17 protein-coding genes are annotated in these 13206 nt (G+C 58.6%); 3 read left to right on the forward strand and 14 right to left on the reverse strand.

From position 1 onward, the window contains the following. Nucleotides 1-116 precede the first annotated feature (116 nt). The gene (locus PMI07_RS29195; RefSeq protein WP_007763035.1) at nucleotides 117-440 is read right to left on the reverse strand and encodes a hypothetical protein; all 324 of its coding nucleotides are present in this window, start codon (nucleotides 438-440) and stop codon (nucleotides 117-119) included. Nucleotides 441-523: 83 nt separating this feature from the next. On the opposite strand from PMI07_RS29195, the gene PMI07_RS34580 reads away from it, so the two are divergent. Next, a complete protein-coding gene (locus tag PMI07_RS34580; protein ID WP_007763033.1) occupies nucleotides 524-1558 on the forward strand; it encodes a DUF4157 domain-containing protein in 1035 nt (344 codons plus the stop codon). A 7-nt stretch (nucleotides 1559-1565) separates the two neighbouring features. On the opposite strand, the gene PMI07_RS35870 is transcribed toward PMI07_RS34580, so the two are convergent. Genes PMI07_RS35870 through PMI07_RS29240 form a run of 8 tightly spaced genes read right to left on the reverse strand, consistent with a single transcriptional unit; the run spans nucleotide 1566 to nucleotide 8440 of the window. After that, entirely contained in the window at nucleotides 1566-1889 is a 324-nt protein-coding gene (locus tag PMI07_RS35870) for a hypothetical protein (RefSeq protein ID WP_007763031.1), read from the reverse strand. A 47-nt stretch (nucleotides 1890-1936) separates the two neighbouring features. Next, nucleotides 1937-2374: a hypothetical protein gene (locus PMI07_RS29210; RefSeq protein ID WP_007763029.1), complete on the reverse strand. Its 438-nt coding sequence runs from the start codon at nucleotides 2372-2374 to the stop codon at nucleotides 1937-1939. Between the two features lie 12 nt (nucleotides 2375-2386). Further along, on the reverse strand, nucleotides 2387-3373 hold the full coding sequence (locus PMI07_RS29215) for a DUF5309 domain-containing protein (RefSeq protein ID WP_007763027.1): 987 nt from the start codon (nucleotides 3371-3373) through the stop codon (nucleotides 2387-2389). 53 nt (nucleotides 3374-3426) lie between these two features. Next, entirely contained in the window at nucleotides 3427-4410 is a 984-nt protein-coding gene (locus PMI07_RS29220) for a hypothetical protein (protein WP_007763025.1), read from the reverse strand. 29 nt (nucleotides 4411-4439) lie between these two features. After that, nucleotides 4440-4676: a hypothetical protein gene (locus PMI07_RS29225; RefSeq protein ID WP_007763017.1), complete on the reverse strand. Its 237-nt coding sequence runs from the start codon at nucleotides 4674-4676 to the stop codon at nucleotides 4440-4442. Continuing rightward, a complete protein-coding gene (locus PMI07_RS29230) occupies nucleotides 4673-6727 on the reverse strand; it encodes a hypothetical protein (RefSeq protein WP_024164263.1) in 2055 nt (684 codons plus the stop codon). Before PMI07_RS29230 ends, PMI07_RS29225 begins: the two co-directional genes overlap by 4 nt. Then, entirely contained in the window at nucleotides 6727-8163 is a 1437-nt protein-coding gene (locus PMI07_RS29235; protein WP_155956677.1) for a terminase family protein, read from the reverse strand. Before PMI07_RS29235 ends, PMI07_RS29230 begins: the two co-directional genes overlap by 1 nt. Then, nucleotides 8051-8440 carry a hypothetical protein gene (locus PMI07_RS29240; RefSeq protein WP_007758950.1) on the reverse strand — a complete coding sequence of 130 codons (390 nt, stop codon included), beginning with the start codon at nucleotides 8438-8440 and terminating at the stop codon, nucleotides 8051-8053. The genes PMI07_RS29235 and PMI07_RS29240 overlap by 113 nt, the downstream gene beginning before the upstream one ends. A gap of 86 nt (nucleotides 8441-8526) precedes the next feature. Between PMI07_RS29240 and PMI07_RS29245 the strand changes: the two genes are divergently transcribed. After that, nucleotides 8527-8985, forward strand: coding sequence for a hypothetical protein (locus PMI07_RS29245; protein ID WP_155956678.1), 459 nt, complete (start codon nucleotides 8527-8529; stop codon nucleotides 8983-8985). Between the two features lie 165 nt (nucleotides 8986-9150). Then, the gene (locus PMI07_RS29250) at nucleotides 9151-9417 is read left to right on the forward strand and encodes a hypothetical protein (protein WP_037088602.1); all 267 of its coding nucleotides are present in this window, start codon (nucleotides 9151-9153) and stop codon (nucleotides 9415-9417) included. Nucleotides 9418-9577: 160 nt separating this feature from the next. Here the strand turns inward: PMI07_RS29250 and PMI07_RS29255 are convergent, their stop codons facing one another. From PMI07_RS29255 to PMI07_RS29275, 5 genes are all read right to left on the reverse strand, one after another. Next, nucleotides 9578-10090, reverse strand: coding sequence for a transcription termination/antitermination NusG family protein (locus tag PMI07_RS29255; RefSeq protein WP_007758952.1), 513 nt, complete (start codon nucleotides 10088-10090; stop codon nucleotides 9578-9580). A 64-nt stretch (nucleotides 10091-10154) separates the two neighbouring features. Further along, nucleotides 10155-10661 (reverse strand): ribonuclease H, encoded by a 507-nt coding sequence (locus PMI07_RS29260; RefSeq protein WP_007758953.1) that lies wholly within the window; start codon nucleotides 10659-10661, stop codon nucleotides 10155-10157. Next, on the reverse strand, nucleotides 10658-11728 hold the full coding sequence (locus tag PMI07_RS29265; protein WP_007758955.1) for a hypothetical protein: 1071 nt from the start codon (nucleotides 11726-11728) through the stop codon (nucleotides 10658-10660). Before PMI07_RS29265 ends, PMI07_RS29260 begins: the two co-directional genes overlap by 4 nt. Then, nucleotides 11725-12039, reverse strand: a complete 315-nt coding sequence (locus PMI07_RS29270) for a DUF6074 family protein (RefSeq protein ID WP_024164264.1) — start codon at nucleotides 12037-12039, stop codon at nucleotides 11725-11727. Before PMI07_RS29270 ends, PMI07_RS29265 begins: the two co-directional genes overlap by 4 nt. A gap of 95 nt (nucleotides 12040-12134) precedes the next feature. Further along, nucleotides 12135-12728, reverse strand: coding sequence for a hypothetical protein (locus PMI07_RS29275; protein ID WP_007770293.1), 594 nt, complete (start codon nucleotides 12726-12728; stop codon nucleotides 12135-12137). Nucleotides 12729-13206: the final 478 nt, after the last annotated feature.

Below are 13206 nucleotides of genomic sequence, written 5' to 3' on the forward strand. Positions count from 1 at the left end.
AGTCACTCGGCGGATTTCGTTGCTTGTCCGCTGATAACCGTGCGGGTCGTCCTCAAACGAGGGGCGGCCGGCCTCCAAATCATGGAGTTTCTGTCGGAGCCGAGACCAATCGGGGCTCATACCCGGCCTTCGAAGGAGCGCCAGGCGCGATTGTCGCTGCTGTTCAGCCACCGGCTCAAATAGGCGTCGTCACCCTCGCTCTGCGCCCGGACAAGGTTCTCGGAATGGGCTAGATTTGCGGGGATCGATGCGATTTTCACCCAATCGCCAAACTTGTTGCCGGAGGTCGCATTGCGGGTGAACTCATTCTCTTTGACGATATTATCGACCGGCATTTCGATGCGGAAAACCGTCTCGTCACCGTTGAAGTGTGACCACACGGTACGACCCGTCATCGGATCCCAGCTCAATAGCGTCCAGTTCCCATCTCTCACTTTCATATGCGGCTCCAATTCAGATGTAGGTCTATGGACTCTTGTTAAAGTTGTGCGATCATTCGCTCTGGATAAAGAAGGAGGGGGCGATGGGCAGATCTTTTTTCCGAAGCTTTATAGTTTCCGCAGTCATCGCTATTTTTAGCGCCACCGCGGTACTGGGAGGCGGCCTCATAGGCGACATCGTCAACAGCGTTGCTCCAGGTGTCGGGACCGCTCTCGATGATGTCCATAGGGGCATCAAAGAGACCGTTCCAGGGTACAAGCAGCTTGAAGAAGGTGCCTCAAAAACAGTCAATGAAACACTAGTGCAGGCTTCCGCTCCTGCTCTTCAAGAGGCGATAGCGCGGTCACGCGATGACGCTCTCCGACAAGGGGTACAACCTCTTCCTCCGAATATTCGCCAAAACCTCGTAGGGTTTATTCCCGATCACATCTTGAACATTGCGCGTTATCGGGTGCGTGGCGGTGGGGACTTGAGCCTGCAAGTAAACGCGATCCGCTACGGCGAAGCGGCGGCTATCACTCTTGACTATGTTATCGTCTTCAAGGAGCAAAACGACGCGCTGTACAATCCCGTCCTGTGGGCTCACGAACTCACGCATATCATTCAGTATCAAAACTGGGGATTGAGGGACTTCTCGATACGTTATGTCCGCAGCAGTGGCTCCGTCGAAAAAGAAGCTTACGATGCTGAAGCTCGTTACGTCGCTTGGGCGGCTGTGCGAAACAGTCAGGCGGCACCTGCTGGTCCGACCAATCCAAACACTTTCAATCGTCCGCTCCAGGCTTTTGCGAACACGCAGCCTTCCAACATCTGTGGAGCATCGACCGGGGCATGCCAAGTCAACGGATTTGCCCCCGTAGGCACCCCATGTTGGTGCGATACCTTTGCGGGACCGGCAGTAGGCTCTCTAATCCCATCACAGTTTGCGGCCGCGCCCCAGCCTGCTCAGCCGCCCGGTTTTCCGCCGGGCTTTGTTACGGTAGGGTGCGGCTGCTGGGGGCCAATGCCCGCGCCGATAGTGCCAGCGGGGCAGTGTATGAGCGGCCAAGCTGCTCTCGCAGGATGCCCCGCAGCATGCGGTTTTGGCTCCCAAGCTTATGGTTACGTATGCCGATAGCAAAAATTCAGTCGTCCTCGCCAAGCGGGATCTCTGCCTTGCCCTGGCTGATGAGCTGCTTCGCCTTGCTCATCGGCACCTCGACGACTTCGCCGGCGGCTTTGCGGTCACCTTCTTCCGGCCAATAGTCGAACTTGAGGCGGACTTCGACGGTCTTTTCCTTCGCTTTTTCCTTGGCCTTCGGTTTCGGATCCGCAATGATCGGGCTCGGCGAAGGTCCAGGCGTGATGCCATCGACTTCGGGCGGAGCCGCATTGTCAGGCACGATCGGCGCCTGTTCGGTGGTAGATGCCTGACTCGAGCCAAGCGGCTTGTTTTTCTGGTCTGTCATGGAGTTTCTCCTTCAGGGAAAGAGGCGGCTCATCACCGCCCCCTCGGTTACGATACCGCCGCAGAGAACGGCGTGACTTCCGTACCTGTGCCGGAGCAGATGATCTGCACCTGCCAGGTATTCGCCGCGACGTCCTTCAGCTTGATACGGTCACCCTTGATGCCGCCCTTGGTAGAGCCGTTCATGGTGATCGTGTCGGTGTCGGCCGCGGTCTCGAAGCCGACGACAGTGTCGGCAGCGTCCTGTGCCATCAGGCATGCGCCGGTCATGATGTCGGCAGCGCGCGAAACCTGAATGATGGCGTTGTTCGACGTGATGGTCGTACCGATCACGACGTCGAACTCGGCACCGGAGCCGGTGGCATCCGGCAGGGTGAGCGTCGAACCGGCGGCACGGTTGACGACGACCGTCGCCGGAGTGCCGTAGGTGGACGCGTTGAGGGCGAGCACAGCCGCCGTCAGGTTGAAGGGTAGAAAAGTAGGCATGGTTCGCTCTCCTTAGCTCGATGCCGTGAGGCCGAAGAGGTCGGCAGCGATGCCGAGGCCCTTTTCGTTGCTGACCTTCAGCGTGCCTTCACCGATGATCACGCCCTTGTCGGCGTCACCGGTTTTCGCGACCTTCGTGTCTTCCTGGATCTTGCGGAGCCAGAGGAACTCAAGGAAGTCCGTGTCGAGGAAGAAGGCGTTGCGGGCGAGCGCCGCCGTCGACTGGATCGTGCTCGGATGCACCAGCACCTTGCCGAACGGTCCTTCGTAGAAGTCCGCCGTCGCGATGATGGTGTTGCGCTGACCCTTCGACTCGACGGAGTAGCGGAATGGGGCGACGTTCGCGTCCGACATGAAGGTCACGAAGACCGACTTGACGTAGGCCGAACCGACGACGTGCTTGAACTTGGCGCCGTTGTTGAAGCCCTGCTGCATCACGCCGTCCATGATGGCCTTCGTGAACGCACGCTGCGTGCCGTTGGTTGCCGCGACGGTGAAGCCGGAGACAAAGCCACCGTTGGCACCACCGGCGCCGCGGGAGACGTTGCTGGTGATCCAGCTCGGAAGACCGCCCAGACGACGGATAGCGCCGCCGACAGAGCCCTGGTTGGACACGATGGCGAATTCGGTGTCCTTGCGGATCTCGACGCCCTTCTTGGCCTTCTGGTACTTCCGCTTCTGGACCTTCCCGGCTTCGTCCACTTCTTCCTGCGTGCCGGAGATAATCCAGCTCTTGCGCAGGATCTGCGTGTAGTTGCCGACGCGGGAAGGAGCATCGATCTTGTCGAAATCGTACTCCTCACCTTCTTCCCGAGCGTTGTCGCCCGGTGCGGCGAGGTCGTCGGTTTCCCATTCGGGATGAACGGACTTCGCCTTGCCCTTCTCGATCATGGAGTAGATCGGGGTATCTTCCGGCGTGATGCGAGACACCACGTCGGACAGTTCTTCTCGGTTACCGACCGCGTTCGTCGTGCGGACGGTGTTGGTGATGACAGCCATAATAGCCCTCGATGTTCAGGGATCAGGGATGGACCGTCGGACGGTGAAATCGATCAGAAATCGATGTTCATCGCGTCTTTGAGCGATCCGGTTCTGGTCAACCGGGCCATTGCGTCCTGATTTTTCCGGGCCTGCTGGGCGTTCTGCCCACGAGCCTTGCCTTGCGGCACGGCCGGCGGTGCATTGTTCACCTTCTCCAAAGCCTTCTTCTTCGCTCGTTCAGCCTGCATGCCGAGACGGGCGTAGTGCGCCAGCTTGAAGTATCGGTGATCGGTGACGTCCTGCATTTCCTCGTCCGACCAGCCGAGCTGACGAGCGGTTTCGAAGGCATCCTCGAAGAATGCTTCTCGCCCGTCTTCGGTGGCTGTCTGGGGGAAGGCTTCGGCGAGCTTCGCGCTTTCCGTCGCAAGGAGGGATTCGCGTTGCTCTTTCGTCAGTGCCCCAGCAACCTGCTTCGGACCGTTTGCCATTTCGAGGATCTGGTTGACCCGCGTCGCCGCAACGTCAAAGACCGCCTTCTGGCGCGTGTATTCGGCAGGGTTCTGCATTGCCAGCATGTGCGAGGGCTCTGCAGGCATCTGACTGATCAGGAAGTTCGCAATTGCCGTGGCCGTATCGACCACGCGGTTGGACATCTGCTCCAGTCCACGGCCTTTGTTGGCCACTTCCTGGGTCTTGAGGCGGTAGTCGCGCTCACGCAGGTAGCCGAGCTTCAGTTCCTTTACAGGAACCTGCTCGCCGCCTTTCAGTGTGACGAGGGTTTCGTCGAGCTTGTCGTCGGCTGCCGGTTCCCCGTCGCCGTCTTCATCGCCTTCGGTATCTTCGTCTGCGGAGCCGTCGGACTCTTGGCCGTCGTCATCGTTCTGATCGTCGGCCGCATCCGTCTCGTTTGCGATCCCTTCGGCGCTTTTTGCCGGGTTGGCCTGTTCTTCTTCAGGCTCCCAGAAATTCAGCGTTGCGGGGTTGTCGATGTCCGAGGGTTCAACGGTTTTGCTCCCGCCGAGGTCCGGCAGGTTGGCACTTTCGTTCGTAGTCATGGTTTTCCCTTAGGGGCTTGGCACCGGCGTTATGCGGGTGCTCGATTTGCGCCAGCCTTTGCTTCCTCCGAGAGGTGGTTGAGCTTGCTGCGCAAATTTCGGATGGCGCGAACCTCTGCCGCGTGGGCAGCGCGCGCCTCATGATCTGTTGCCTTTGCGTTCACACAGGCATTGATTGCCGCTGCCTCGATATCGTCGAGCAGCATGTTGAAAAGCGGATTGTCTCGAAGCGCGCGGGCAAGAGCGACCTTTTCAGCATCCCTCATCCGGGCATCCCCCCGAGCTGGGTTTGCATGATGTGGCCGCCTGAAAGAACTTCGGCCATGTTCTGGCGCTGCTTCAGATTGATTTCCTGATCGATCTGGTAGCGCTTCAGCTCACTCTCTTGCTGCAGGCGGGCCATCTCGATCCGTTCCTCGCTCTCGATCTTCTTCATGGCGATGGCGTTGTCGGCTTCCATCTTGGCCTGCTGCTGCTTCACCTTCTCCATTTCCGGATTCGGCTTGTTGGCAGCGGCCGCCATCATCTTCTGGATCTTCGCCTCGTCCGGCTCGGTAAAGTACTGGTCGACGGAACGGAGGCCGGAAGCTTCGACCAGCTTTGTCAGGGCGTTGTAGACGTTCTTGGGCGTGACGAACGGATTGTCGACGGCGCCGAGCTGCGACAGGAGCTTTTCTTGAAGCCCGGTGATCATCTGCATCATCATCATGTCGCGCTCACGGGTGCCGGCGCCGAGGCCGGTGTTGACCGTGACGTCCATGTCGCCGTTCCATGGGCGAGGATCGAAGGTCACCCACTTCTTGCGCAGGCGAACCGTGCGCGGGCGGTCCTGATGCTTGATCGTGAGCTTCAGGAGGCCCTTGAACACTCGCACCAGGCCGCGAGCGATGGTGCGCGCCATAAGCTCCGTCTGGCCGATGCCCGATTGTTCGAACATGGCCGACGCCTTCGCCGTCATGTTCTGGAGAGCATCGGGAGGAAGCCCGCTCGATGCATCGGAGATGCCGGTCACATCGGCCATCTCCCGGTCGAAATAATCCATCATCTGGAACGAGCTGGCGGCGACGAACGGCACCTGCGTGAACCCGAGCGCTGCCCGCACGTCTGTCCCCTGCGTCACCCTGATTGGCTTGCCGAACGCCGGGTTCAGCACCGCATCCGGGTTCACCACAGCCGTTTCGTCAACGATCGGCTGCGGCTTGTTCTGCCAATAGATGTTGTCGAGACTTTCACGGAGTAGAACGGTCTTGACCTTCTGGCCTTCCATCGTGTCGTCGGCGATCGACGTGCCTTCGCGCTGGTGCGGCCGGCGCTCCGAAATGATATCGGCGAACGGGACTTCATCCCATTCCTCGTTTTCGAGCAGATAGTCTTCCTTGATACCGCCGGCATAAACCATGCGGCGAAGCTCAGCGATCCCGTCGTCGTCCTGATCGATCCGGACATAAAGCTCGTAATATTCGATCTCCTGCAGCGACTTGGCGAGCGTGCTGGAGTCGTCATTGATCAGATCACGGCGCCGAGTGGCCTCCTCGTCGTCCTGGTCGATCGTTGACCCGGCAATCGGTAGCTCGTCGATGACTGACCGGTCATAGCCAAGGGCGACCAGTTCGGAGCGACGGAGCCGCATGTTGATGCCCGTAAGAGGGCTTTCGATGATATCAAGCGCGTCCGGGTGAACCAGCAACTGTTCCGGAGGCACCGCACCAAGACGGGTTCGGCCCTTCTCACAACGCTTGCGGATCTTCACATCATAGACTGTCTGGGGCTGCGGCGGCTGGCCGTCGCCCATATCCATCGTCTCGACGCGCTGTTCCTGCTCCAGCACCGTCACGTCGTCGTCGGCGACAAGCTGCACCAGCGACATTTCGTCGAGGCCGGTGTGCTTCGTGACGATGACCGAGGCTTTCTTCTCGTACCACCAGCGAATGATGCCGTTGCGAAGCTTCAGCGCATCGTGGATCGCGTCCTCGACAGCTTCGTATCCATCGCTCTCCGGGAAGACGACATTGCTGATGTAGTCGGTCGCCTGCTCGGCAAACGGCTCGTCGCCTTCGGCAATCGGCTGGTATTCGGCAATCTTGTCGTTGCCCAGGATCGTCCGGACCAGCGATGGCAGGACTTTCTTCACATGAGCGCGGACGTCCCGGCTGACCACCTTGGACCGGCCGTCAATGACCGGAACGTCGTCCATCGTGCCGTCGAAGTATTCCGTCGCCTTGTCGCGGTCGATCGACAGCTGTTCCCGATAGCTCTCGCATTCCTTGACCAGGTTCGCGATAGTCGGGGTCAAACTGTCTTTCCTTTCGTCAGCCATCAAACAACCTTCTGCGGTGTGAAATCCCATGAGCCGGCGGTCGGCTTAACGATGGCCTTGCGCAGCATCATGAGCGCGTACCGGGACGCTGAAATCGTATCGTCGCGCTCTTTGACGACCTTGCCGTCCTTGCGGTGATAGAGCCGACGTTCCTGAAGCCAGGCGCCGCAAGTGCGGAACACCTTGAACCGGCCGGTCTGCATCCGATCGAGCATGTCCATCAGACCCGCCTCGACGCTGTTCGAACCGTCCACGAACGTTGCCCGCTCCGGCAGCATCTTCAGGCCCTGGGCCTTGTATTGAGTAGCCAGGTTCTCCCCGGCAGCCGTATCGTTGTTGCCGTCATGAGGCCATGCCCAAGGCATCCATATTCCCCAAGGCTTCAGCGCCGCGGCATGTATGATCGGTGTCGCCCTACTCTGCCGATAGTCCCGCGTCAGATAGACGATGTCGCTGTCCCGGTCCCATGCGAGGCTTGTTGCAGCCGTCGGGTGGTCCCAGCCGAAGTCCAGGCCGCCGATCTGTGGCCAGTGCTTTGGAATGAGAAACGGATCAACGACGATGTCGTCTTCCAGGATCGGGAAAATCAGGCCGGAGCCCAGCGTCGGTACGCCCTTCGTTCGGGCGTCCCGCTCATGGGCCGGGTAGCTGGCAATAATCCGCTGGCGATCCTCAGCAGAATAGTGCTCGGCATCTTCGATCGTCATAGTGATGACGGACCGATCTTCCGAGACCTCCAGCAGATAGCGAGCCACGACTGCGCTCATTCCCTTGAGCGGCGTGAACGTGACGGCAATCAGCCCGCCCGTCGCGTTCGTTCTCGTGATCCCCTCGAAATAGACGTCCTCCGGCGGCTCTTCGTCGAACCAGACGTAATCGACCGTGTTTGCCTGCCATTTGCCGCGGCCCTGCTCATAGGCCTTAAACAGCAGCGTTGACGACCCGCCCGATACATGCCGAACCGTGACGCTATCGACCGCACCAGAGACGCCAGACCGCCGCGTGGTAGCGACGATGTCGGCCTTCGGAATATAGCCAGTGCCCCACTCCTCCTCGTTCATCGGAGGACCGATGAGAAGTCGCTGCACACCGTCGCGCGTCAGCTCGTAGGACTCGGAGCCGGCCAGCATCACGATAGGCCGCTTGAACCGCTTGCCGTTCCACCCTTCCGGATACCGACCAGTCAGATGCATCGCAGCTTCGGCTGCACCGGCCAGCGTTTTGCCAAGCTGGTTGCCGGCCATGAACAGGCGCTCGCGATAGGCGGCGCCGGCTAGATGGAATTCCTTCTGCTTTGCATAAGGCCTGTAGGAAGCGAGGCGATTAGTGCGCCGTCTCCGGTCCATCTCTGCCAGCAGCTCGGCCTGCTCCCTCAGCATCAAGGAAAGGTCGGATCGCGGCGTCAAGGGTCCGGATGCGCTCAAGGAGCTGCTCATCCGTCAGGTCATCCATCTGGTTGATATTAACGTTCAGGTCCTTCGGCATCAGCGAGGCCACGACCTTCAAAAAATCCTGCGGGCGCTTCTCGATAACGGTCTGGATTGCGGCCGGTCCCTGGCTCTCCCAGGCGGCAAGCAGATCCTCAATGAAGGCCTCGCCCAACTTGCTGCGGGCACCCTTAGGTCTCCCCGGATTTCCCGGCTTGAACTGGTGCTCGACGGGGGGCTTACCCTTTCCCGTTTCCTTCCCGTTTTTTCGGGGATCGTCGGTCATGGCTCAGTCTTTCCCTTTGCGAGGGCATGTGCGAACTTCTCATGCCGTGCGTTCTTCAGGAACGGCATGGGTTACCGTGGGAGCAAATGATTTTGACGATTTCGGATGTCGCCGCGTTTTATGCGGCCATTGTTGCCACTGGCGCCTTATTTCTTGAGGTCCGCCGATGGTTCGAGAGTGGCGTGCGGCTAAGGGTTAGCGCATCTCATCAATACGACATGCCGGAAATGCGGCACCACATCATCGCGGCAGAAGTGTCCAGCATCGGTGATACGCCTACCACCATAACAGGGCTCGACATCTGGGGTTACCCGTCAGTGCTCCATGCGTTATTTGGCCTATCCCGCACAAGGCTCGGCATATTCGACACAACCACATTCGCAACGCCTAAAGGCTTGCCCTATCAGCTCGCCCCTGGCGATCTGTGGAGCGGAGGTCTCGACTTTAATACGCGAGAGCTTTCAGACCCACGGTTTGCGATAGCCTACTTTGCCGTAAAGACAACGCGCTTCGACAGTCCGACTTTCCGACGCATTAAAATGTAGGTTGCCCAATAGTGCATCCTATGCGAACCGGTCCATCGTCGGCTCATGGAACGGCTTGCTCTCCGAAATGTTCGCCGTAACGCGTTACGAACGTTACGCGAGTGTCATCGTAGCGTTACAAGAGTTGCTTGGCGCCGAGTGACATGGGCAACCCGGGAGAGCGGAATGGACGATAATACGCGACGTATGCAGCACCTAAGCAGCACACATGATGGGGCGGCAGCAGTTGCTGAAGAGGCCCTCTCTGCCCTAATCCATTGCCTGGGCGTTAAAGCCCTTCCAATCTTAGATGACATGGAAACCCGGCTGAATGACCGTTACAAGAATTCGGGAATACCCGCAGAACATGAAATGCGGCACGTCGAAGTAGTGAAGCCGGTTCTTGACGAGGTCACACGGTTGATCTCTAAAGCCAGAGCTCAACTGATATGAGCGCAGGGTGCTGCTAGCGCCCTCAAATCTAAGGAGAGCCAGCGAGCAGAATTTTGGGCGCATTTCTGGACAGGGAGGAAAGCAACTAGCCTTCCCGTGGCCCCGTGGGTGATCCTTAGAACCCCATCTGCAAATCAGGCCAAATCAAGTTGCGCACAATCTAAGCCGCTAGGCGGAGATTTGCAATACTGAGTTCGATTTCGCGCATGTTCTCAACGCTTTCCACAATCGCCATCACGGCGCGCTTGCCTTTGCCCTTGGCTCTGGTGACGCGGGCATAGGCGCCGGCCAGCGGGCCGGACTCGATCCGAACCCGGACATCGGGCGCGAATGAGGCGGCCGGTGGTGGCCGCAGGATATCGTAGTCGCCGCGGTTCTGCGCCTCGCAAAGCTCAATGACAGCCTTTGTCGGGATCGGGATCGGTCCATCGGAGCCGCCGAGGACGGCCTGAACGTGATCCATCTTGCGAAGGGCGTCGAAATCAGCCTCGCCATGTAAGGAGCCGAACACATAGCCGCTGAACAATGGAAACCGCCTCATTGACCAGCTTTTGGTCTGATAATGCATGACTTCCCGCCTGATGACCGGGGCAATCGCATCGATCCCGATTGCCTCCAGCTCATCGAGGGCTAGGGATTGGCGACCTGGAGCCGTCCTGAGAACATACCACATTTTGAACCTCGACCGTCCCGTTATGATCTAACGTTACGCATAGCACATTCTTGGAATCATTGCACTATTCGGCCATCACGAGGCGGTATTCTTCCGACAGATAATCACCGGTTTCGTCCCGTGACTGTCCCGCCAATGTCATGTGAGCGATGCCCATCATCGAAAGTTCGTCGGCGCGCTCGTTGCCCGCGATCCCCGAATGGCCTTTGCACCAGATCAGCTTCAGGGGGTAGATCGTCAAAACCTCGTCCAGGGAGCGCCAGAGGACGGGGTTCTTGATCTCCTGCTTGCCGCGCTTCCAGCCCTTGGCCTTCCACTTGTGCCGCCAGTCGTTGCAGCCATCGACCACATAACGCGAATCCGACAGCAAGGCCGCCTCCCGGCCGGCACAGTTCACGGCCATCCAGGTCAGAGCCCGCAAGGCGCCTTCCAGTTCCATACGGTTGTTTGTGGTCTCGGGATCGCCGCCGAACTCGCTATGGATCTCTGCGCCATCCTTATAGGCGACGAAACCCCAGCCGCCTGGGCCGGGGTTCGGTTCGCATGCGCCATCGCAATAGACTTCGATCATTGAGCGCCCTTTCCAAATCCAGCGACAAAGAATGTGGAATCGGTGGCGGCCGGCAATGGCGAGAAGAGTTCCGGCGACAGCTCAAAATACGCCGAGTGCTGGCCGTAATAGGATTTGCCCTTGAGAGAAAGCCAATTGCCCTTACGTCGGAATGAAAGGGTTTCAAAAGGCGAATTTCCCAGCGTTCCCCACAACTCGAAGACCGCAAGGTTGTTGTCGTGCAGAAAGCGCCTGGCATCCGCTAGGTAGTCCCGCACTACTTTCATTCGTTGGACGGCAGAGACCATCTTTTGGCCGCGCGTCAAAATCTCTTCCAGGCTTTCGGCATCTTCATTCCCCGGCCGCCAGTCGGGCAAAGGGTCGTCAATGCTGTCCAGTGTCTTCAAGACCGCGCGGAGCTGAGCGGCTGGCCGATAAGTGTTCAGGAACTCGAAGCCGACAATCGTTCCCACCTGACGCGTTTCCCACACCTTTCGCCGCCGGCTGTCCCGGAGCCCCGTATCGATTTCTTCGGAAATCCGCCCGTTATTGAAGTTGAGCTCATGCCGGACGATGCTACAAAATTGCTCTGCCTCGTTTTCCAGACGGCTCCTCGCCGCTTCTATCGCCTTGGCGATCGGCAGAAGTGCATGGCCGACTTCCCGCAGTCTCGGCGCCCTATCCTGGAGCTCCGCCCAAATGCTGATAATCCGCTTGGCTTTGGATTCCCGCCGATAGACCACAGCAGCCTGACTGTATTCCTCACCAAGATGTCGGCGGGCGCAGTCGTGCCCGATGCACTGCACGGTTCTTTCTGCCGGGAACCATGCCAAAACTCCAATCTCAAATTTTGGCGATCCCGGGGAGCACAAGGGGCATGGCGCCAGGGCACCGTCGAAACGACGCGCTCGCGGAATTTTAAGTTCACCCGACAGCAGAACAATGCCGGCCATGTCGTGCGGCCGACAGGTCGATACGTTCTCGAAATTTTCTGGATAGCCGGTATCGGCCAAATGCTGTTTCCAACCTTCGACGAAAACCTCTTCCGGTCGCGTCTGAAAAATGGGGAAGTGCCGGATCTCGTTCATGCCGCGCCTCCGTCAGGGTCTTGGCGCCAGCCGTATGTTTGCCGCGCCAGTTCATTTTCTACCGCTGTCCAAAACAGCCCGATTTCCAGATCGATCTCGGCTCGGCCTAGGCCAATCTTGCTCAAGCTTGCTTGCAACGCTTCGGTAACGACGAGCCGATAGTGGATGGCGCTCTTTTCAGTGGGTTTATCGAGAAGCTTGCTCGCCACGTCCCGGATTTTTCCGACCCTATTCACCAATGGGTAAGGGAGTAGCCGGCATGTTGGACGCCAGTCGAGTAAGGGCATGCTGTCTACGCCGCTCGTGCTCATGCCATCGGCCTCCTGCCCATAATATGTAAAGCATTTCGGAAGTACGAAATAGGATTAACCATTGAAATCGCTGGATTTTTTGTCATCACAAAACCTCATCCAACCTTTCGCATTTCGGGTTTCCGTAGTGGACGCATTTCGGTTTCCCGAAGTGGGGCATCTTTCTTCCGACCGAGCTTTTCCCGTCTTGTCTTGGCAAGCTTCCGGTCTACCTCGTCCCATCTGACGCACTTATCCTTTGCGCACTTGCGCCATTCGTTCGTCGCTGGCGCACCTTCAAAATCGCCGCAAAACGTGAGGGTGTAGAGGTTGGGGTGGGCCGTTCCCGCCCCTGCCCTACCCCGCTTAATCTTGATGAGGCCCTTATATTCCAGCTCGTCAATTGCGTCCGCGACGTACTCTCCTGTTACGCCATGCTCGACAAACTGCTGATGGGTAACGATAAGCGAGCCATTCCGTAGGGCGCCATGGGAAGCGTGTTCGATGATGATCCGAAAAAACGCCCTGGAAGCGTTTGGGCTCATCGTCCTGAATGCTGGCGATGACAGAAGCTCGACCGTCATCCACTGCCAACGCTGGGAACTGTCTGCGCTGACTTCCCCTTGGGGTGGCTTGTTGTTCTTCCTCACCTGATTGTAAGTCTTGCCGCTAGAGGTTCGGCTCTTGTCACGTGGGTTGAACTCAGCCATGCACGGGCGCTCCGGTACGAATTGTTTGAGCTATCCTGCAGGCTTCGCAAGCCTGTAAGGCATTGAGCAAGAATTTCCCGCGAATGGCGGTTATTGGGTTTGGCGGCGGTACCGTCTGTTCTGAGAGCCAGCGCGCTGCGGCGCTAACCTTGCTGTCGTCCTGGAGATCAGCCATCAAGCTGCCGCCCCCGTATTGTCTTCGAGGACTTCGACTTTCGAATGTAGCCGATATCGAGCGTGGGTCCCGGCAAACGTGCCGCCGTGCTTCTCGTGAACGGTCTCAATCGTGAAGCCCATCTTCTTGCGCAGGAGGTACGTGTAATGGCTCCAGCGAGGGCCTGGCTGGTCGATCGGTGTACATCCCCTATCGCCAGCGTCGATAAGGTGTTTGAGTGCCCAGGCAGCCCTTCCATAAGCTGTGATCTGCGGCCCATTGACCTCGTTATTGTCGTCCAAGCACTGGACTCGAAGCGAGTAT

It is taken from the genome of Rhizobium sp. CF080 (assembly GCF_000282095.2).
Taxonomy (GTDB): Bacteria; Pseudomonadota; Alphaproteobacteria; order Rhizobiales; family Rhizobiaceae; genus Neorhizobium.

Coding starts and splice junctions, on each gene's coding strand:
- PMI07_RS29195 (WP_007763035.1), bottom strand. CDS start 440: ATGAAAGTGAGAGATGGGAACTGGACGCTATTGAGCTGGGATCCGATG.
- PMI07_RS34580 (WP_007763033.1), top strand. CDS start 524: ATGGGCAGATCTTTTTTCCGAAGCTTTATAGTTTCCGCAGTCATCGCT.
- PMI07_RS35870 (WP_007763031.1), bottom strand. CDS start 1,889: ATGACAGACCAGAAAAACAAGCCGCTTGGCTCGAGTCAGGCATCTACC.
- PMI07_RS29210 (WP_007763029.1), bottom strand. CDS start 2,374: ATGCCTACTTTTCTACCCTTCAACCTGACGGCGGCTGTGCTCGCCCTC.
- PMI07_RS29215 (WP_007763027.1), bottom strand. CDS start 3,373: ATGGCTGTCATCACCAACACCGTCCGCACGACGAACGCGGTCGGTAAC.
- PMI07_RS29220 (WP_007763025.1), bottom strand. CDS start 4,410: ATGACTACGAACGAAAGTGCCAACCTGCCGGACCTCGGCGGGAGCAAA.
- PMI07_RS29225 (WP_007763017.1), bottom strand. CDS start 4,676: ATGAGGGATGCTGAAAAGGTCGCTCTTGCCCGCGCGCTTCGAGACAAT.
- PMI07_RS29230 (WP_024164263.1), bottom strand. CDS start 6,727: ATGGCTGACGAAAGGAAAGACAGTTTGACCCCGACTATCGCGAACCTG.
- PMI07_RS29235 (WP_155956677.1), bottom strand. CDS start 8,163: ATGAGCAGCTCCTTGAGCGCATCCGGACCCTTGACGCCGCGATCCGAC.
- PMI07_RS29240 (WP_007758950.1), bottom strand. CDS start 8,440: ATGACCGACGATCCCCGAAAAAACGGGAAGGAAACGGGAAAGGGTAAG.
- PMI07_RS29245 (WP_155956678.1), top strand. CDS start 8,527: ATGATTTTGACGATTTCGGATGTCGCCGCGTTTTATGCGGCCATTGTT.
- PMI07_RS29250 (WP_037088602.1), top strand. CDS start 9,151: ATGGACGATAATACGCGACGTATGCAGCACCTAAGCAGCACACATGAT.
- PMI07_RS29255 (WP_007758952.1), bottom strand. CDS start 10,090: ATGTGGTATGTTCTCAGGACGGCTCCAGGTCGCCAATCCCTAGCCCTC.
- PMI07_RS29260 (WP_007758953.1), bottom strand. CDS start 10,661: ATGATCGAAGTCTATTGCGATGGCGCATGCGAACCGAACCCCGGCCCA.
- PMI07_RS29265 (WP_007758955.1), bottom strand. CDS start 11,728: ATGAACGAGATCCGGCACTTCCCCATTTTTCAGACGCGACCGGAAGAG.
- PMI07_RS29270 (WP_024164264.1), bottom strand. CDS start 12,039: ATGAGCACGAGCGGCGTAGACAGCATGCCCTTACTCGACTGGCGTCCA.
- PMI07_RS29275 (WP_007770293.1), bottom strand. CDS start 12,728: ATGGCTGAGTTCAACCCACGTGACAAGAGCCGAACCTCTAGCGGCAAG.